Origin of the sequence: Taibaiella koreensis (genome assembly GCF_003545715.1) — a bacterium.
Lineage (GTDB): Bacteria > Bacteroidota > Bacteroidia > Chitinophagales > Chitinophagaceae > Taibaiella > Taibaiella koreensis.
The window spans coordinates 474484-493778 of record NZ_QVNU01000003.1; the positions used below are offsets into that span (position 1 = coordinate 474484).

At 51.2% G+C, this 19295-nt stretch carries 17 protein-coding genes; 9 read left to right on the forward strand and 8 right to left on the reverse strand.

The genetic code is table 11. The features are described 5' to 3' along the window. Positions 1–57: 57 nt before the first annotated feature. Both DZK30_RS12050 and DZK30_RS26265 read right to left on the reverse strand, forming a co-directional pair. Entirely contained in the window at positions 58–813 is a 756-nt protein-coding gene (locus tag DZK30_RS12050) for a LytR/AlgR family response regulator transcription factor (RefSeq protein ID WP_118974383.1), read from the reverse strand. Next, complete coding sequence (locus DZK30_RS26265; protein WP_205529425.1) at positions 810–2624, reverse strand: tetratricopeptide repeat-containing sensor histidine kinase; 1815 nt, start codon at positions 2622–2624, stop codon at positions 810–812. Before DZK30_RS26265 ends, DZK30_RS12050 begins: the two co-directional genes overlap by 4 nt. Positions 2625–2765: 141 nt before the next feature. On the opposite strand from DZK30_RS26265, the gene DZK30_RS12060 reads away from it, so the two are divergent. From DZK30_RS12060 to DZK30_RS12070, 3 genes are read left to right on the forward strand one after another with little or no spacing between them, the layout of a single operon-like run. Further along, on the forward strand, positions 2766–3935 hold the full coding sequence (locus DZK30_RS12060) for a vWA domain-containing protein (RefSeq protein WP_118974384.1): 1170 nt from the start codon (positions 2766–2768) through the stop codon (positions 3933–3935). 21 nt (positions 3936–3956) lie between these two features. Further along, positions 3957–4514: a rhodanese-like domain-containing protein gene (locus DZK30_RS12065; protein WP_118974385.1), complete on the forward strand. Its 558-nt coding sequence runs from the start codon at positions 3957–3959 to the stop codon at positions 4512–4514. 32 nt (positions 4515–4546) lie between these two features. Then, positions 4547–5260 carry an SIMPL domain-containing protein gene (locus DZK30_RS12070; RefSeq protein ID WP_162903044.1) on the forward strand — a complete coding sequence of 238 codons (714 nt, stop codon included), beginning with the start codon at positions 4547–4549 and terminating at the stop codon, positions 5258–5260. A 248-nt stretch (positions 5261–5508) separates the two neighbouring features. Here DZK30_RS12070 and DZK30_RS12075 read toward each other — a convergent pair whose 3' ends face one another. Continuing rightward, positions 5509–5925 (reverse strand): nucleoside-diphosphate kinase, encoded by a 417-nt coding sequence (locus DZK30_RS12075; RefSeq protein ID WP_118974693.1) that lies wholly within the window; start codon positions 5923–5925, stop codon positions 5509–5511. A 459-nt stretch (positions 5926–6384) separates the two neighbouring features. Here DZK30_RS12075 and DZK30_RS12080 point away from each other — a divergent pair, with 459 nt between their 5' ends. The 4 genes from DZK30_RS12080 (at position 6385) to DZK30_RS12095 (ending at position 10704) form a co-directional block, all read left to right on the forward strand. Then, positions 6385–7716 carry a glycosyl hydrolase family 28-related protein gene (locus tag DZK30_RS12080; RefSeq protein WP_162903045.1) on the forward strand — a complete coding sequence of 444 codons (1332 nt, stop codon included), beginning with the start codon at positions 6385–6387 and terminating at the stop codon, positions 7714–7716. 138 nt (positions 7717–7854) lie between these two features. After that, positions 7855–9087, forward strand: coding sequence for an ornithine--oxo-acid transaminase (rocD, locus tag DZK30_RS12085; RefSeq protein WP_118974388.1), 1233 nt, complete (start codon positions 7855–7857; stop codon positions 9085–9087). Positions 9088–9265: 178 nt separating this feature from the next. Then, positions 9266–10000, forward strand: a complete 735-nt coding sequence (locus DZK30_RS12090; protein WP_118974389.1) for a sterol desaturase family protein — start codon at positions 9266–9268, stop codon at positions 9998–10000. 47 nt (positions 10001–10047) lie between these two features. Continuing rightward, positions 10048–10704 (forward strand): VIT1/CCC1 transporter family protein, encoded by a 657-nt coding sequence (locus DZK30_RS12095; protein ID WP_118974390.1) that lies wholly within the window; start codon positions 10048–10050, stop codon positions 10702–10704. A gap of 24 nt (positions 10705–10728) precedes the next feature. On the opposite strand, the gene DZK30_RS12100 is transcribed toward DZK30_RS12095, so the two are convergent. From DZK30_RS12100 to DZK30_RS12120, 5 genes are all read right to left on the reverse strand, one after another. Beyond that, complete coding sequence (locus DZK30_RS12100; protein WP_118974391.1) at positions 10729–11253, reverse strand: hypothetical protein; 525 nt, start codon at positions 11251–11253, stop codon at positions 10729–10731. Positions 11254–11268: 15 nt separating this feature from the next. After that, a complete protein-coding gene (locus tag DZK30_RS12105; protein ID WP_118974392.1) occupies positions 11269–12552 on the reverse strand; it encodes a UDP-N-acetylmuramoyl-tripeptide--D-alanyl-D-alanine ligase in 1284 nt (427 codons plus the stop codon). Between the two features lie 35 nt (positions 12553–12587). Next, complete coding sequence (gene hutH, locus DZK30_RS12110; protein ID WP_118974393.1) at positions 12588–14063, reverse strand: histidine ammonia-lyase; 1476 nt, start codon at positions 14061–14063, stop codon at positions 12588–12590. 235 nt (positions 14064–14298) lie between these two features. After that, positions 14299–15021: a LytR/AlgR family response regulator transcription factor gene (locus DZK30_RS12115; protein WP_118974394.1), complete on the reverse strand. Its 723-nt coding sequence runs from the start codon at positions 15019–15021 to the stop codon at positions 14299–14301. Between the two features lie 52 nt (positions 15022–15073). Beyond that, on the reverse strand, positions 15074–16759 hold the full coding sequence (locus DZK30_RS12120) for a sensor histidine kinase (protein WP_118974395.1): 1686 nt from the start codon (positions 16757–16759) through the stop codon (positions 15074–15076). Between the two features lie 426 nt (positions 16760–17185). On the opposite strand from DZK30_RS12120, the gene DZK30_RS12125 reads away from it, so the two are divergent. Both DZK30_RS12125 and DZK30_RS12130 read left to right on the forward strand, forming a co-directional pair. Then, on the forward strand, positions 17186–18469 hold the full coding sequence (locus DZK30_RS12125) for an immunoglobulin domain-containing protein (RefSeq protein ID WP_118974396.1): 1284 nt from the start codon (positions 17186–17188) through the stop codon (positions 18467–18469). Positions 18470–18532: 63 nt separating this feature from the next. Further along, the gene (locus DZK30_RS12130) at positions 18533–19288 is read left to right on the forward strand and encodes a hypothetical protein (protein ID WP_118974397.1); all 756 of its coding nucleotides are present in this window, start codon (positions 18533–18535) and stop codon (positions 19286–19288) included. Positions 19289–19295 lie beyond the last annotated feature (7 nt).

Consider the following 19295-nt stretch of genomic DNA (forward strand, 5'->3'; position numbering starts at 1 on the left):
GCCGGGGCTATATATGGCGGCAGCTCACAGGCATGGCTACCGGGATGCTACCATAGCTTAGCGGAAAGCCTCCAGCAACTGATCTTTGTAAGCTGCTGAAACCTCCACCTCTGTGCCATCCTGTAGTGTGAGGTAGCCGCCTGTTCCTTTGTGATAAGATTTCACGAAGTGAATGTTGATCACATGTGATTTGTGTACGCGCAAAAAGGGATGTGGTAATATTTCGGTAAAATGTTTGAGAAAGCGGCAAACCATTTTCTTACGGCCATCTGCAAGAAAGACATCGGTGAAATTGCCATTGCCCTTGAGCCGTACGATCTCTTCCATCTTCACTACATCAAAGCCGTCCAGTGTGGGTAAGATCACCTGCTGCTTTTCGGGCTTGGTCTCGCGGGCATTGGCTACAATGATCTGGTTACGATTGAACAACCGCTGCTGCTGGAGTTGTTGCTGTACCTTGGTCACAGCAAGGATCAGCTCTTCTATACTCACCGGTTTCAGCAGATAATAGGCGGCGCTTTGGTTCAGCGCTTTCAGGGAATATTCCGAAAAGGCGGTCACAAATATCGTCTCAAACTGAAGGTCCTGGCAAGCGTCCAGCACATCGAACGCATTGCCAAAGGGCATTTCCACATCCAGGAACACAAGCTCTGGTTGTATTTCGTGCAGCACACTTATGGCTTCCCGGCTATTCTGCGCCGTGCCACAGATCTGCACCTGCGGGCAAAATTTCTGGATATAGCTTTGCAGGGCGGCCATAGCCGCCGCCTCATCTTCTACCAGTACCGCTTTGATCTTTCCGGTCGGGCTCATTGTTTCAACATTAAGGGTAGTGTTAGCGTTACACGGGTGCCGGTTGTATCTGCGCGCTCTTCTATACGCATATCGATGCGTGTCCGGTACAGGTTGTTCAGTAAGCTGATGCGCTCGGCAGTATTGGTAAGGCCCCGGGATTGGTGGGCTTTCTGATTGCGGGTCTTTAGCGCACTGCTTTCCTTTAGGCCGATGCCGTCGTCTGTTATGATCACCTTCAACGATTTTTCCTTTTTGGTGAACTGTAATACAAGTAGGCCTTTGCCTTCCTTATACCGGAGACCGTGCCATATGGCGTTTTCCAGGTGCGGTTGTATCAGCATATTGGGAACCAGTGTAGCATCTGCATCCAGGGTCTCGTCCAGGTCCAGGCGATATTCAAACTGGTCGCGGAAACGGAGGTGTTCCAGGTCCAGGTATTGACGCAGCTGCTCTATTTCGGTACTCAGGGACACAAAGTCCTTGTTGGAATGTTCCATCACATTACGCATAAGCCCTGAGTAAGAAGTCAGGTACTTATTGGCCTCCAGCTCGTTATTCTCCGCTATGTATTGATTGACGCTATTAAGGCTGTTGAAGATAAAATGCGGGTTCATTTCCCTCCGCAACGATTGCAGCGCTATTCTTTTGTTCTTGGTCCTGATGGCCAGCCAGGAACGGACGATGAGAAAAAGCAACACGAGCATGGCAGCTATGGAGCCGATGAGGAAGTAGTTGAAGCGGTTCTTCCGGCTGATGAGCTCTTGTTGCAGCAGGCGTTCTTTTTCCAGTTCTCTGATCTTCCCGGCTGTGATCTCGAAGAGCTTATTATCCACCAGCGAGCTGTCGGCGCGGATCAGCGTATCCAGGCGGCCCAGGAAGGTCCTGGACAGCGCCAGGCTGCGGCCGTGATCCTTTCTGTCCTCATAGTATTGGATCAGGGCCATGAGGCAATCTTTTGCTTTTAGTGTATAGCCCTGCAGTAGCGCCAGCCGGTAAGCCTCAAGCAGCAGCGATTCTGTACGGGCCGAATCGTGTTGTCGTGCATAAAGCAATGCCAGCTCCCGCAGCTGGTCGATCTGTTGCTCCATGTCGCCACCAGTCCTGGCGCCGGCCAGGCTGGATTCACTTAGCGCAATAGCCTTGTCCAGCTGGTTATCGGCAACATAAGCATCGGTTATCTTCTTCTGTAGTTGGGTTGCCGTACCCGGATCGCCCGTCGTGGCCACGGCTTTCCGGTAGCTTTCTGCAGCGCCGCGGGTATCCTTTTGCTGTAGCTGGCTTTCGGCCAGCTGCCGGTAGGCGCCGGCGACCTCTTCCCGGGAGCCGTTTTTTTCCAGTATGCCGATATTGGATTGTACCAGCTCCTGTTGCACCTGCGGATCATTGGCCGTTTGCAGCCGCTTGATATCGTTGCTGTTCACACGGGAAATGTTCTGGTCCGACGCATTGCCTGCCGCCGACTGGTAATTGGCGATCGCCGGGGCTATTTTCTGCTGCGCTTCCTGCGATTGGGCCAGCTTGCGGCTGACAGCGGCGAACTCCGCGGTCTTTTTCAGGCGGCTGTATATTGCTTTTGCTTTTTCCAGCTGCTCTTCGGCACGGGCATTATCGCCCTGGTCCAGGAAGGCCTGCGCCAGCGTTTCGTATTGCCTGGCTGCCTTCAGATCGTTAGCCTCGGAAAGAGACTGGCTCAGCTCTTCCGAAGCTTGTCGCAGCTTATAAGACTTGCCCTTCTTACTGTTTTGCTGCTGCAAGGTATCCTGTGCACGGGCGGTCATGCCCGGCACATAGAGGAATAGCAATAAAAGCAGCTTCAAAACGCGATACATTACTCGTGGATTATAATGTAAAATAAGCCATTTTGAAAAGGATAACCTAAGATTTCACCCAGTGGCAAGCCGGTTTCACCAAGTGTGGCCCCCGAGGGCTACAGACGGGGATACATTTGTGCTGTACAAAAAATAAAGAATATGAGAACGATCTTGTTGGCCGGCGTATTGCTGTTATCATCCGGCCTCTTTGCCCGCTGTAGTGCGAAGCCCGGATCGGCTGCCGGGGCTGCCGACCCGCAAACAGAGCACAAGGTTTCCGACGCGGATAACACGCGTGTGCAGGTGGCTTTACTGCTCGATACATCCAACAGTATGGACGGCCTTATCGACCAGGCCAAGTCACGCCTGTGGAATATTGTCAATACGCTGACAACCCTGAAATACAAGGGTAAGGCCCCGGTAGTGGAAATTGCCTTGTACGAGTATGGTAACGACGGGCTGCCGGCTGAAGAGAACTATATACGCCAGGTAACACCGCTTACCAGCGACCTGGACCTCATCTCGGAAAAGCTGTTTGCCCTGAGGACCAACGGCGGCAACGAGTATTGCGGCGCCGTAATCGGACAGGCGGTGAAGAAGCTCCGGTGGAGCGGCCGCGCCGCCGATATGAAGCTCATCTACATCGCCGGCAACGAGCCTTTCAACCAGGGAAGCATCAGCTATAAGGAAATGATCAGCGACGCCATAACCCGGGATATTTATGTCAATACGATCTTTTGCGGCAACAGGGAAGAAGGCATTGATACCTGGTGGAAGGACGGGGCAGAAAAAGGGAAAGGCAAATATTTCAATATTGATCCGGACCGTAAAGTGAGGTTTGTGGAAACCCCTTACGACAAGCGGATAGAAGCCTGCAACGAAAAGATGAACAGGACCTATATCGGGTATGGTGCGGCCGGTGCAGCGAGAAAGAGCAGCCAGGCGCAACAGGATGCCAATGCGCGTACGCTTTCCGCAGCAAATTATACAGAGCGTGCCGTAAGCAAATCGAAGGCGATGTATAAGAATGCGGAATGGGATATCGTGGACAAGGTAAAAGATGACAAACGGGCTTTGGACAAGCTGTCGCAGGAGGAAATGCCGCAGGAACTGAAAGGCAAGAGTAAGGCAGAAGCTGCCACGATCATTGCCGCGAAGGCTAAAGAAAGAGATGAATTGCAAAAAGAGATTGCGGCGCTGGGCAAGGAACGACAGGCTTATATCGACAAAGCACTAGAAAAGGAAAGCGGTGAAGACGACCTTGGCGCTGCGATCAACAACACCATTCTCGAATTGGCCAGGACCAAGGGCTATGTGGCCGCCCAATAATGCTTAACGCAACAACACTTTATGAAAACCATCCGTTCTGTCCTCATTGCCTGTTTGTTGACGGGTATGTATAGTGAAGCTTCTGCGCAGGCATTGCCGGCGGCAAAGGTGAGCTTCGATGATTACGAAGCATTGGTAAAAGCGGTAAAGCCGCATAGGGAAAAACGGCTTGTCGGGCTGGATCAATTCCTGGAAATGAGCCGGGAGAAAGGAGTTGTTCTATTAGATACCCGTTCGGATGCCATGTACCGCAGAAAACATATCAAAGGAGCGATACATCTCACCTTTTCCGATTTCACCCAGGAGAACCTCGCAGCCTTGATACCCGATGTCGATACCCGGATCCTGATCTATTGCAACAACAATATCGATGGTGATCTGAGGGCCTTTGCTACCAAAGCTGTAGTGCCTGCGCTTGCCGGACCAAAAACAAAACCGGTTACGCTGGCTTTGAATATCCCTACCTATATTAATCTTTACGGCTACGGTTATACCAATGTCTACGAGCTCGCCGATCTGGTTCCTGTATGGAATAGTAAGCTTGTATTCGAAGGGACAGACGTGCCGGATCATGAGTAAACTTAATCAAGCAAATAACAACAATGTACTACATGAAAAAAAGCCTTGTGGCGATAATACTGCTCTTCGCTATGCACCCTGTATGGGGCCAGGCAATTGCCGTTACAGAGGATAAACCCTATATCGATGTTACTGGGGTGGTGGAAAAGGAGCTCGTTCCCGACGAGATCTATATCCGTATTACCCTTCAGGAAAAGTATGATAAAAGAGAAAAGGTCGGCATTGAAGTACAGGAAGAGCAGATGATGACGGCGTTCAAAGATGCCGGGATCCATCTCAACAACCTGTACCTGGCCGATGCTGATGCCGGCTATGTGCGCATTAAGCGGAGCAAGGATGAAGTGCTGACCTCAAAAACATTTACCCTGATGGTAAGCCAGGTGAAAGAGGTAGCGCGGGTATTTCTCGAACTGGATAAGCTGGATATCCGGAATGCGGGGATACAGCGTGTGGACTATTCAGCAATGGATAGCATAAGGAAGGTAATGCGTATTGAAGCGATTAAAGCGGCCAGGGCAAAGTCTGACTATTTGCTGGCCGCAATAGGACAACAGACGGGCAAAGCGCTTATTGTGCAGGAAAGGGATAACAGTGGCTTTGACCAGGGCATCGTAAACGTACAGCATAAAAGCGGCTACCAGGAACAGCACAGTGAAAATGGCTATAACCTGGGGCTGAGAGACGATCTGCGTTTTGAGAAAATGAAGCTGAGCGCTTCGGTCTATGTCAGGTTCCAGATCCATTAGCTGCGGTTTAACTTTAATTAACCCTGAATCTATCGGATTACCCTTTCAACCCTTACCCCGAATTAATTTTTGTGCCCGGGAAAGGCTTTGAACAAGCTCTCTTAGTGCCCCTATATAACCCAGTTGCGTCTGATGGCCTTGCCTGAAGACGTAACACGCCGTCTTCAGCAAAGTGAGCTGTATTAACCTTTAAAGAAGAAGCCTCTTTCCGGTTGAAGGAAAGAGGCTTCGTTATCGTAGTGCTCGGCTTAGAAACGTTCGGTCATGCTAAAAAAGAAGTCGCCTTCGATCCTGGCATTCTCATCGCTATCGGAACCGTGTACAGCATTTTCACCTATAGATTTGGCGTATTGCTTACGGATCGTGCCTTCTGCTGCGTCAGCAGGATTGGTCGCACCAATCAGTGTGCGGAAATCGGCTACTGCATTTTCTTTTTCGAGGATGGCAGCAACAATGGGGCCGCTGCTCATAAAGTCAACCAGCTCGCCGTAGAAAGGGCGCTCTTTGTGTACTTCATAGAATTTACCCGCCTGCTCTTTGCTCAGCTGGGTGTATTTCATAGCAACGATCCTGAAGCCGCCGCCATTGATCTTATCAAGGATACCACCGATATAGTTGGAAGATACGGCATCGGGCTTGATCATTGTGAATGTTCTGTTGGACATTTTCTTTTGTTTTTGGATTTGCGCCGCAAAAATAAGCATTATTCTTTCCATTGGAAAATCGATCTTTTCTTTTGTATATATTTTTTTGAACATGCTTCAGGAGGCGTTGCAACCGATCACTGGCACACCTGATCAAGGATGAATAAGCATATATTGAAAGTCTTTGCCAGTAAATACAGGAACGGCGACCGGTTTTACAGGCTTCATCGGGAACACCAATGGCCTCCGCCATGTCCCGGCTTACTCATCGCTGATATTTGTGCCATAGCTGGCCAGCTATAAATGTTTATCTGAGTATCCGGATATAGGAAACAAAGCCGGTCCTTGAGCTTGTCGAAAGGACAAAGATGGTGCTTCGACAAGCTCAGCAACCGTTAGCCGGAAGCAAATTGTATCATGTTCCCTATATCCGGATAGTCACTAATGTTTATTCCATCCATAAAACCGAACCAAAACATCATGGCAGTTTTAAATGTAAAAGATTACGGCGCTATAGGCGATGGCCTGACAGACGACACGCCGGCCTTTGTTAACGCGCTCAACGACCTGAATAATGTGTATGAGAAAGGATACCTCTATTGTCCTTCGGGCACCTATGTGATCCATCAACAGCTGGAGATCAAAAAGCCCTTTATTGGTATTAAAGGCGATGGCATCCAGACGACAGCTCTGCAGTTTGCAGGAAGTGGTCTGAAGCTGAATCCCGCCGCTACAGGCTTTCACGACTTTTCTTTTGCCGTTGTGGAAGAGTTGACGATCAATGGGCCGGGGCTTTCCGGTTCCGGTTACAATTCTATAGGTATAGATATACCCGAAGGAAATTTCTATTTTCTCAGTCGCTTTTTGATTCAGAGCTTCGACATCGGTATCAACGCCGTTACAGCTGTATTGTCCAAGTTCAGTGACTTTTCTATCACCAATTGTAAGATCGGCGCCAAATTCCGTGGCGGCAGCAATGCGACTTCTATTATTAACGGTAATATAAGAGGTTGTACAGAGATCGGCATCGATGAAAAAGATTCAATCAGCTTCTTTATTTCCAATACGGATATCGAAGCGATTGGAGATAAGGTGGCGATACCAGGAACCGACCCGGTGCAGTACAAATACCTAAATGGCGTTTCAATTAAGACTGCCGGCTATATGAATATCCGCGACTGCCATTTTGAGACGAGTGAAACCGTTCTGGGATTGGCGGCCGGCAATTGTGAAGTGCTGATGCAAGATTCCTTTATCTATGATTGCACCAATGGTATAAAGCAGTTGGATCCTACGCTTTCCGGCCGGTTCACTTTCCTTAACCTTATGTTCCTCAGTGTGGACACGGAATTTGATATTCCGGATACAAACCTGTACCGGATTGAGAACATTACCTCCCGGCTGGGAACATCGCCCTGGTGGAAGGAGCCTGTAATTAACGCCAATCCAAAGAAAGGAGTGGTGCATAAAGTGCTCTGCGATGGCACCGGTTATATCGACGCAGGTATGATGATCAACGGAAAAGAGGTGGAAACAGCCTATAAATTTAGCGATGAGATCGCTGTAGGCGTCATTCCAGCCAACAGTACTGTGACATTCTCAGTCACTACTCCGCCCAGTATTAAGGTGAGCGAGTGGGGCGATGTGGTGCAATCGGCGATTGTTTCTTATACCGTGCCTCCCGGGCTGTTATGGAATACTTCCATACATCAGTTTACGCTCGATACGATCGTGCTTAATATTACCAACACTACCGGTACCGCGATCAATGTAGGCACGCGTATCTTCAGGTTTAACATCACTACATTTTGATTTTCACGAAGAATAAAGTGATTTTGTCTGGCAGCAGAGCGATGGCCCTGCTGCCGGCTTTATAGGACCAGGGCCCTTATCGCAGGCTGTAAAGGAGCCATTACCTGCCTTCTCCGGAATAAATATTATCTTTGCACTATGCAAGATACGACGCACATGGCCCCTGTAACACAGGCCTATATCGACAAGGAAGAACAATACGGCGCGCACAATTACCACCCGCTGCCCGTAGTGATCGAACGCGCCGAAGGCGTGTTCATGTGGGATGTGGAAGGTAAACGCTATTACGATTTCCTGTCCGGCTACTCGGCTGTGAACCAGGGACATTGCCATCCGAAGATCATTAAAGCTTTTATAGAGCAGGCGCAGAAGCTGACGCTCACATCACGGGCATTTCACAGCAACCTGCTGGGTGAATATGCCGAATACATTACGAAATATTTCGGCTACGACAAGGTATTGCCGATGAATACCGGCGTGGAAGCCGTGGAGACCGCGCTGAAGCTGGCCCGCCGCTGGGCTTACCAGGTAAAGGGCGTGCCGGAAAATAAAGCGAAGATCATTACCGTGGAGGGCAATTTTCACGGACGCACGCTCAATGTAATTTCCTTCAGCACCGATCCCTCGGCCCGCAACGACTTTGGTCCCTTTATGCCAGGTTATGTGATCATTCCCTACAACGATACCCAGGCGCTTGAAAAAGCGTTGCAGGATCCCGATGTAGCGGGCTTCCTGGTAGAACCCATACAGGGTGAAGCCGGTGTCAAGGTGCCCGATGAGGGTTACCTGGCCAAAGCCGCGGAAATGTGCCGTGCCGCCAACGTGCTATTCCTGGCCGATGAGATACAGACCGGCCTGGCGCGTACAGGCAAAATGCTGGCTTGCGACCACGAGAATGTACGTCCCGATATCCTGATCCTGGGTAAGGCGCTCAGCGGTGGTACGTTACCTGTATCTGCTGTGCTGGCCGATGACGAGATCATGATGACCATTAAGCCCGGCGATCATGGCTCTACGTACGGCGGCAATCCACTGGCCTGCAAGGTGGCTATCGTGGCACTGGAAGTGCTGAAAGAAGAAAAGATGGCCGAAAATGCGGCGACACTGGGCCAGTACTTCCGCGATAAGCTCAATGCGCTCCATCATCCTTGTATTGCGCTGGTGCGTGGTAAGGGATTGCTTAACGCGATCGTGATCCGTCACGACAATCCCGACGCCGCCTGGGATCTTTGCCTTCAGCTCAAGGAGAACGGCCTGCTGGCCAAGCCCACACACGGCGATAAGATCCGTTTTGCACCGCCGCTTACAATTACACAAGAGCAGATCGACGATTGCGTTGCGATCATTGAAAAGAGCCTTCAGGCGCTTTAATATCCTTATATAAAATATTTTCAGGCTCCCCGGCGCAACGCTGTGGGAGCCCTTTTTATGTATCCGTTCTCCTGCACTGGAAATACCTGCCGGTATATTTGCTCATCATTATTTTATGACTTTTGTCAAAAGATAAGTCATCTGCTGCGTCTAATATTGATCAACCAAATCCCGTTTTATGTTGATCATTATTTTTATCGCTTTTGCTTTCTGTTTCCTGCTGGAGAAGATCAGGCCGGGTTGGCGGTTGCCCGAGGTCCCTACCTGGACGATTCGGGTGCTGGCCGTTAACTTTGTGCAGCTGACTATAGTTGTGATTGCCGGCTATACCTGGGAGCGCTGGCTTTCGGCGGTTTCCCTGTTCAGGCTTTCGAAGCACCTACCCGACGCTGCCGGTGGTATCATCGCTTACTTTATTGCCACCTTTATCTTTTATTGGTGGCATCGCTGGCGGCATACGGTCGACTGGCTCTGGCGGGGCTTTCACCAGATACATCACAGTCCGCAACGCCTGGAAGTGATCACTTCTTTTTATAAGCATCCGCTGGAAATGACGGTCAACTCCATTATCGGCAGCTTGCTGGTATACACCTTTCTTGGTCTGAATATGGAGGCTGGCGGCATCTATACGTTGTGCACTGCGCTTGGTGAGTTTTTTTACCATACCAATGTCAAGACGCCCCGCTGGGTAGGCTATATTTTCCAACGCCCGGAGATGCACCGGATCCACCATGAGCACGAAAAGCATAGCAACAATTACGGTGATATTGTATGGTGGGATATGCTGTTCGGCACCTATGAAAACCCCAGGGAATTCCGGTCGACCTGCGGCTTCGATAATGCAAAAGAGCAACGATTGCTGGACATGATCCGTTTCCGGGATGTGCATAAAGAGGAGACTACAGCGGAATGAAGGTTTGGCGATAAACAAATTGCGCGGCCAAAGGTTATCTTTGTCCTATGGCCACCGGGAAAAGATCCTCTTTGTTCCTCGTTAACGTCACAACCGGAATGTCCGATGGCATGCAGCTGTCCTTCACGGTAGTTGTGGCGGCGCAGCTACTGACCCAATCGGTAGCGGGTACCTTGTATGCCGGTATAGGCGCCGCTTTGCTGGGCGCCCTGGCTTTTGGCCTGGCCCGGATGCTTGGTGAAAAGGAAGAAATCAATCATCATCATCCTGGCCTGGGTATTGCCGAGGCAGAAGAAGAATTGTCGCTGATGCATACGATCGGCATCGATCCGCAGCTTACGGCCGATGTAAAGGACAAGATGGCCGAAGAACGTGAGCAATGGCTCCGGGAAATACAGGAACACGGTCTGGGTTGGGAAACCTACGATGCAGGTAGGGCGCGCAACAGCGGATTGCAGACTGCCGGCGGTTTTCTTTGCGGCGGCCTATTGGTGTCGTTGTGTTTTGCTGCCCTATGCGCTATATGGCCTTCGGCATGGCCGGCATATAGTGTCGTATGGCTGCTGTTGTTCTTCACCGGCTGGTATAAGGGCCGGGCGATGGGAAAGCATCCTTTACGTTATGCCCTGGTACAGGCCCTTTCCGGCATGATCGTCAGCCTGGCAGTAGTGGCGATCATGCTGTTGCTGCTGCACCGTAAATAAAGCAGTCTTATATTCGACGTCGGATCAGTCTATCTTCAACGAGCTGAAAAACTGATCTTTCTCCTTAGTAGCATCGGCGCCTTCTTCAGCAAGCACGGTCAGCGCATAAATATTAGCGCCTGCAAAATACACCTGCGCATAAAGGTTCTTATAGGGCACCGTTTCATCCGGCTTGTCCTTTTGCAGCACCAGTTCGTAGCCCATCTGGTTGCCGCGCGCGATCTTCTTCCGCGACACTACTTCTACCCCGGGATATTGCCCCAGCAGGCCCTGCAGGATCAGCTCTATGAAACCACTGTTGTTGTAATTGGCTGCGATCGTAGAAGAATCCACGCCAAACTGCGTCGCATCGATCACGGTAGCCATTCCCGTTATCTTTTGCTCCTGGTCCAGTGTGCTGAAGGTAATAGGGCCGGTAGCGCCCTGCATTTCCTGTGTCTTGCCGGGGAATACTACACTGGCGCGTTCGTCCAGCTTTACTTTGTGTTGGGCAAATGCCGCCGGGAGATATCCCGCAAGACATAAGCATAAAAAGGAAAATAGCTTCATATTGTTTACATCAATTTAAAATGCCTCCAGCACTAGCTCCATCCGGGAACCCCTGGAGCCCTTGATCAATACCAATGCCTGGTGTATGGGTTGCTGCAGCAGGTGATCGCGCACCTGTTCCGAGTCGGAAAACCAAAGGTAGCTATGCCGGGTGTCCTTAAACTCAGGACCGGTAAGGATGACGTTCTGAAAGCCGTGTGTGGCTATGAGGTCGACCAGGGCCTGGTGCTCTGCTGCTGATTCCTGCCCCATTTCCTTCATGGCGCCCAGTAGCAGCCATTTATTGTTGCCTGATAACGCGGCCAGGTTCTCAACTGCGAGCTTCATGCTGGAAGGATTGGCATTATAAGCGTCGAGAATGATCTTATTATCACCTTTTTCCAACCATTGCGAACGGCTGTTGGAGGGCAAATATTCTTCCAGTGCGGCTTTGATCTCTTCAACAGGAACATTAAAATGGTGGCCCACGGCTACAGCGGCCAATACATTGGGCAGGTTGTAGGCGCCTACCAGCTGTGTCCGAATCTCTGTTTCCAGCTTTGCCGTCAGCAGGACCACCCGGAGTAGAGCGTCTTCCCCGATAGCCTTGCCAATGATCTGCGCATTGGCAGTACCATAAGTAATTTGCTTGTCGATACCCTTCGCCATCTCCCTGAGGTAGTCAAGGTCGGCATTGCGGAATATGGTGCCCTGGAAGGCACGTAAATGGTCGTACAGCTCGCCTTTCGCCTTGCGTACCCCTTCAATGCTGCCGAAGCCTTCCAGGTGTGCTTTGCCGCAATTGGTGATCAGCCCGTGGTCCGGGTTGGCGATGCGGCAATAGGCTGCAATTTCGCCTATGTGGTTGGCGCCCATTTCGATGATAGCCATTTCGGCATCGGGTCTTATCTTCAGTAGTGTAAGGGGAACGCCGATATGGTTGTTGAGGTTGCCCTCCGTAGCGTATGTCTTGTACCGGCGCGAAAGCACGGCGATGAGCAGCTCCTTTGTTGTGGTCTTGCCATTGGAGCCGGTCACGCCTATCACCGGTATGTTTAGCTGTAGGCGGTGATGGTGGGCAAGTTGCTGTAGTGTGGTCAACACATCGTCGACCAGTATGTAGCGGTCGTTTGCTACATAAGCGACCTCGTCCACAATGGCATAGGCGGCGCCATCAGCCAGCGCTTGCGCTGCGAAGGCATTACCGTTGAAATTGTCGCCTTTTAAAGCAAAGAAAAGCGCTCCCGTCGTCACCTTCCGGCTGTCGGTCTGGACAACCGGATACTTCCGGTACAGCTCATATAATTCTTCGATAGACATAAATCTCGTTTTGAGTGGAACAACCGCCAGGCGGGTTAGAGCAGCAGATCAGCGTCCTGGTCAAGGAAGCGTTCTGCCTTCACCATATCTTCGTGTAGCACCCTATCCGCATCGTTAAAGGATACCTGTTCCCGGAAGGCCGACAACAGGCGCTCAAGACCTGGCGCGCTCAGGCCCGGCCGGCGGAAGTCCATGGCCTGTGCGGCGCACAGCAACTCTATCGCCAGCACGCGCTGCACATTTTCAATCACCTTTTTCAGCTTGGTCGCGGCATTGGCGCCCATGCTCACATGGTCTTCCTGGCCATTGCTGCTTACGATGCTGTCCACCGATGCCGGCGTACACAGTTGTTTGTTCTGACTTACGATCGCCGCTGCTGTGTATTGCGCGATCATAAAGCCGCTGTGCAATCCCGGGTTTTGTGCCAGGAAGGGTGGTAGGCCGCGCTGTCCGCTCACCAGCAGGTAAGTCCTGCGCTCCGATATGTTGGCCAGCTCTGCCATGGCAATAGCAAAGAAATCCAGGTGCAGCGCCAGGGGCTGTCCGTGGAAATTGCCGCCGCTGAGAATAAGATCTTCTTCTTCAAATACGATAGGGTTGTCGGTCACCGAGTTGATCTCGGTTTCCACAATCTCTGTAATATGGCGGATCACATCTTTTGTAGCACCGTGTACCTGCGGCACGCAGCGGAAAGAGTAGGGGTCCTGCACCTGTGTTTTGATATTTTGCTGCAGTGCGCTTCCCTGCAGGAGCGCACGTACGGCTGCGGCCGTTTCGATCTGGCCGGCATGCGGCCGTACCCGGTGGATCGGGTGGGAAAACGGTTCGGCTTTTCCATCGAAAGCTTCAAGGGAGAGCGCAGCGATCACGTCGGCCCAGCGCTGCAGGCGGTCTGCCTGCAGGAGTGCCCAGCTGGCATAGCTGCTCATAAATTGGGTGCCGTTAAGCAGGGCCAGGCCTTCTTTGGCATGCAATGCCAGGGGCGCCATGCCATGCTGTGTCAGGGCGTCTGCAGCAGCGGCTTTCTTGTTTTGCCAGCGCACTTCTCCTTTGCCCAGCAAGGGGAGGCTTAGGTGCGCCAGGGGCGCGAGATCGCCCGATGCGCCCAGCGACCCCTGCTCGTATACTACCGGTAATATATCTTCATTGTAAAAAGCGACCAGGCGTTGCAGGGTATCCTCGTGGATACCGCTGAAGCCCTGGGCGAGGCCCCTGATCTTGAGGAGCAGCATCAGCTTTACGATCTCAGCAGCGACCTCGTCGCCAAAGCCGCAGGAGTGTGAAGTAACCAGGTTCTCCTGCAGCGCTTTCAGCTGATCGTCGTCGATCCGTACATTGCAGAGCGAACCGAAGCCTGTATTGATACCATAAAAGGTACCGCCGCCGGCAATTTTATTATCAAGGTAATTCCTGTTGGCCCGCACCTTTTCTAGGTCCAGGGAAGTAAGGGATATTTTATTGTTCAGTACTTGTTTGAGGTCGGCTATCTTAAAATGCCCGGGTAGTTCCATAAATGCGTCATTATAGGAGCGCAAAGATAAATCTATTCTCTTTCATTTAAGAGCTGGCCTCCTGCTGTAATCATCTGGTACCAATTTATTTTTAGTGAGTATCCCGATATCAGAAACCAAAACGCCCTCTGGTCCTCAAGCATGTCGAAAGGACATACGGAATGGTGCTTCGACAGGCTCAGCAACCGTAGTCTGGTCAGCTCCGGCCTATGTTTCCTATATCGGGATATGCTACTTATTTTTTTCTGCCAAAGGAGCGGGTCCTCAGGTAATTGTTCACACCGGGCATGAAGAACCGGCCTATCGGGATCCGGCTGTTGGTCAGCAACAGCTCATCGGCCGTGAAGGAGGTAATGAAATCGGGATTCACAGCATAGGTTTTGTGTACCCGCAGGAATTGCACGTTGTTGTTTTCCTGGATAAAGGTAGACAGCGGCATGCGGATAAGCCTTTTGCCGAACGTGAAATGCAGCTCGGTGTATTTACCATTGGCTTTGACATAGGCCAGTTCCCGCAGGTCCAGTTTTTCGTAACGGGTCCCCGTTTTCAGGAACAGCTCACAATCCTGGTCCATGTCTTCTGCAGCTTCCTCTTCCATATCGGGAGTGGCCAGTTCGATCGCAGCAAACAGCGATTCCCTCATAAAGGGCTTTACCAGGAAAGCCGCGGGATGATATTTTTTTACCGTGGCGATCGTATGCGCGTCGCCATGTGCCGTCAGTACAATGAACGGGATGTTTAGCTTCTGCTCATGCAGGTAGGCAGCTACTTCCAACCCCGAACGGCCGTTGCGGAGATTAAGGTCCAGCAGCACGAGATCGGGCAAAAAGCTGCGGATCATGGCAATAGCATCGTCTGGGTTGTCTACAGGCTCATAGGGGGAATATTCAAGCAAGTTCAGCAATTGGTAGAGGCTTTCAGCAATAATTGCTTCATCCTCCAGGATCAGGATTCTCATAAAGTGCCGGTTTGGTTTTGGTCATGGTTCGTCGTGTATTCTGTATACTGCTTTATTGGCTCTTATTGGTTCTGCTGAATATCATCAGGTATTGCACTTTACCGGTCTGCTCTTTCTCCACCATGATCTTAGCGTCCATCTGCTTGGCGAGCCTGTGGATCAGGCGGATACCGGTACCGGTCATTGTGGTGACATTACTATCCGCCGCTTCCGGCCCGTTATCACTATAAGTAAAATGATACTCGCCATCGATCAGACGGCATTCCATAGCGATATAACAGCCGCTTACATAAGGCAGCACATGTTTAACGCTGTTAATCAGCATTTCGTTCACGGCCAGCGCCAGGGTGATCAGCTTCTCCAGCTCCAGCCTGTTGCCATGCATACTTATCCGTTGCTCAACCGGGTTGGATGAAGACGCCAGGAGTTCAAGCGTCATAGCCACCATATGCTCAAAGTAGTCTTGCATGTCTACCTCTTTCATTTCCGTTCCTTCGTACATCATTTGATGCGCTATGGCCAGGGTACGCATTTTGGTCTGGATCTCCTGCATAGAAAAATAGAGATCGTTCTCCGGTTTGTTGAGCTGTATTTCGACCATGCTGCTGATGATCTGCAGGTTGTTTTTGACCCTGTGATGGATCTCTTTCAACATCAGGCTATTGCTTTCGTCGTGTGCCAGTATCTCCTTGTTCCTGGCTGCGGTACGCTGACTGCGCTGGCGGTAACGCAGATAAAAGATAACTGTGAGCACCAGGCCTGTTGTTAGCAGTGCGGCCAGCACATAAAGCAGGGACGAACGCCACTTCAGCTCCTGTTCATTGAGTTGCAGCTCTGTGTTTTCCCGTTGTTTCAGCAGGTTGTCGGCCTCAAGCAGACGATAATTGATATCGCCGTAGGTGGCACGGTCCATGCTGCGCATGTCAGCGTCGACAAGCAACTGCTCCACCTCGTAAGCCTCCTTGTATTGCCCCAGCAGTGCATAGGATTGGTGCAAGAGATTGAGCAGCGGTATCGAATCCCTGGTATGGGCCAGCTCGTTGAGCAAGGGGGGGATCACCTGGTCGCGCTGGCCGTTAAGCAGTGCGTATTTGCTTTTTTCTTCTGCAAACAGCCGGCCGTAAGCCAACTCTCCATCCCTGAAATCGTCGCGGTCCTTAATCAGGGCAAAATAGCGGGAGAAGTCGTCCTGCTGCCCGATGCCGGAAAACAGGTGCGCAGTAAGCAGGTTATAGCGGCGGCGCTCTGTCGAATCGGTGAGCCAATCCAGCATTTGTCCCATCTTAAGCGTGTAATGAGCAGCATTGGCCGTATCCCTGGCCCTGGCATAGGACGCAGCAATATTATAAGTAGCCCGCAGCACATTGGAGGGGTTAAATGGCCGCTCCTTCAGCACGCCATCGTAGTGCATCTTATAATAGCGTACAGCCTGGAGCAGGTTGTTGTTGGCATCATATACCGAGCCGATGCCAAAATAACATTGGTGCATTACCGACTGATGCTTGTACTGAATGGCGAGCCGTAATGCTTCCAGGTAACATTCCATGGCCCGCCGGTAGCTTTCGCGGGTATAAAAAGCGTAGTAATACTTGCCTTGTACGAGATAGAAAGAATCCTGTTGCTCCGGCGGAATACCCTTAAGCTGATCCCTCGCATATTCCGATAAAGCTCCCTCCTGGGCTTGGGCCTGTGGAGCAAAAAGCAGTAATAATGCAGATAAGATCAGTATTCGGAGCACGATATCAATAAATGTGGGGCTATTGATCTGGGTTAAACTATCTGTTATTGAGGGACAAAAATCTGTTGTTCATGCACAAAGGTAGGGGCAATGATTTTTCGTATGAATACCTGCTGCTATTTTTGTAGTGTAAAATGACGATTTTTTATAAGTAATTAATAATTAAAAAAATAGAAATTTTTTTTGCATTTATAAATCATAATTACTACTACTTGATAGTCATTATTGCATCTAACGTATAGTTTTCTTTAACAAAATTAATAAAAGCCGCCGGATTCTGCAAGCATGGGTAACTTTTACTTTTTTAAACTTAAAAGCAATTCTGCAACGTTCCTATACGCGTGCGGGTTGTTTTTATTGTGTTCCCTCTGCGGAATTCAAAAAGTAAAAGCGCAAAGGATCTATGCCGATACAACAGCTACGGCAATGACATTGCTGGCAAATGTCACTTTTGCTACGAATGCTACCGATGCTGATACAAGCAATTTTTCCTCGCTCAGTGTGGGCCTCGGCCTCCTTGGCCTGGTTTCTGCTACGCAAAATCTGCGTTTTACACAAGCGGGGTCCTTACCCTTACCTACCTCGCCCTTAATGGTGCGTTTCAGCGGCAATGGAGGACTGCTGGGGCTGGCCAATAGTATCCTGCTGCAACGAACGAATGGTGGCATCAACAACCCGGTAGGGCCGCCTTATACAAGCAGCACCCTGCTGGACCTGTTGGGGCTGGCCGGCGCCAATAATTCCAGTACCGAAGTTGTACTGCCGGTACCCGGGCTGGCAGGACAGCCCAATGACGGCGTGCTGTTCCAGATCAATACCACACTCGGGCTGGGACTTTCGGCCAAATTGTACTATGCCTTCTTCATTAAAGCGCCCACAGTAGCCGGGCAAACCATCTGCAGTGGCGTAGCGACGACGCTTACGATCAGCAATCCGCAAGTGGGCTATACCTACCGCTGGTACGATTCGCTTACAGGTGGTAACCAGCTGCAGGGCAGCACCAGCACTACGTTTGCTGTAAGCGGACTATCGGCCACACGTACTTACTATGTAGAAGGCTGTGAAAGCAGCGCCGCCGCTGCTTACCGCTCGGGGCGTACCGCCGTTACGGTCGTTGTAAACCCGCTACCCGCGGCCCCTGCTTTTTCCGGTGTGCCGGCCATATGCAGCGGCGCGACCACAGCACTCACGGTTTCCGGTACCGATACGGGCGTCGTATATCGCTGGTATACCGTGCCTGCATCGGGGACCAGCTTTTTTACCGGCAGCACCTACACAACGCCTGCGCTGAGCGATACTACGCGGTATTATGTGGAAGCCTACAGGGCATCCTCGGGTTGTGTCAGCAGCTTGCGCACGCTGGTGCAGGTCAATGTGAAGCCATTGCCCGGCATTACGTTCACGACACCCATTTATTTGTGCCAGTCGAAAACGCTGGCGCAGCTTAATTATACCGCCGCGCTCAATGGCCCGGTCTCCTATAGCATCGCGTGGGGTGCTACAGCCTTGGCTGCGGGTTTTGGTAATGTGAATAATACTGCCTTCCCGGCAAGCCCTGTCTCTATTGTGGCGCCGGGAAATGCCACGCCGCAGTCTTATGCCGGGACATTGACGCTTACAGGAGCGAATACCTGCACGCGTAGCTATCCCTTCAACCTGATCGTACAACAGACACCGCATCCGCCGCCACCGGTGACCACATTCCAGTAAATAATCCCAAACCAATAAATATCCAAAGACAACCTTTTTCCAACACAAACTAAAAACAAGTCTATGAACAAGAACATCCTCAAACCGCTTATTGTAATCCTGCTGCTGCTGACGGGCACGCTGGGCCTTCATGCCGCCCGCTACGACACCTCTTATGTGTGTAGCGGTACACAGGTAGTGCTTACTGCTCAAAATGCTACCGGGTACACTTTCCGCTGGCTGAATGAAACCAATACCCAGGTGGGTACCGCCGCTTCCTACACCATACCGGGTACCGCTGCCGGTGTAACCAACGTGCCGGGTGCGGCGCCTGTACGGCTCATCTATAAGCTGATCGCCGATTCTACCGGCGGTGCCAGCTGTTCGTCCGATACGTTTTATAAAATCGTTTATGCCCTGCCCGCCTTTAAAGTGGCGATCGACAGCGGCGCGGTATTCTATTGCGTTGGTAGCATACCGACCAATGTCGTGCTGGCGAGCAATGTAACTGCTAACAATGCTGCCACACCGCCCACGCTTACGGGCATGCCCGCGTATGTATCCCTGGCTTATTCCTGGGTAAATACGCCGCCGAGTCCTGCAGGTACGCCCGGAGGTACGCCTACCGGTCAAACCTATACGGTGCCCGGATCGGCCTTGGTTACAGCAGGCCCCGGATCGTATCCCTATTCCAATACCGTAGCCTATAGCCTCGGCACTTATTCTCTGGGTGTGGGTGCTTCGGCTACGGGTACCTGTACGGTAACCAAGAGCATTACCGTCGATATTACACCGCAGCCCTCTATACAGAACGTAAACGTTACCACTACGTTCCAGTAGTCCATTG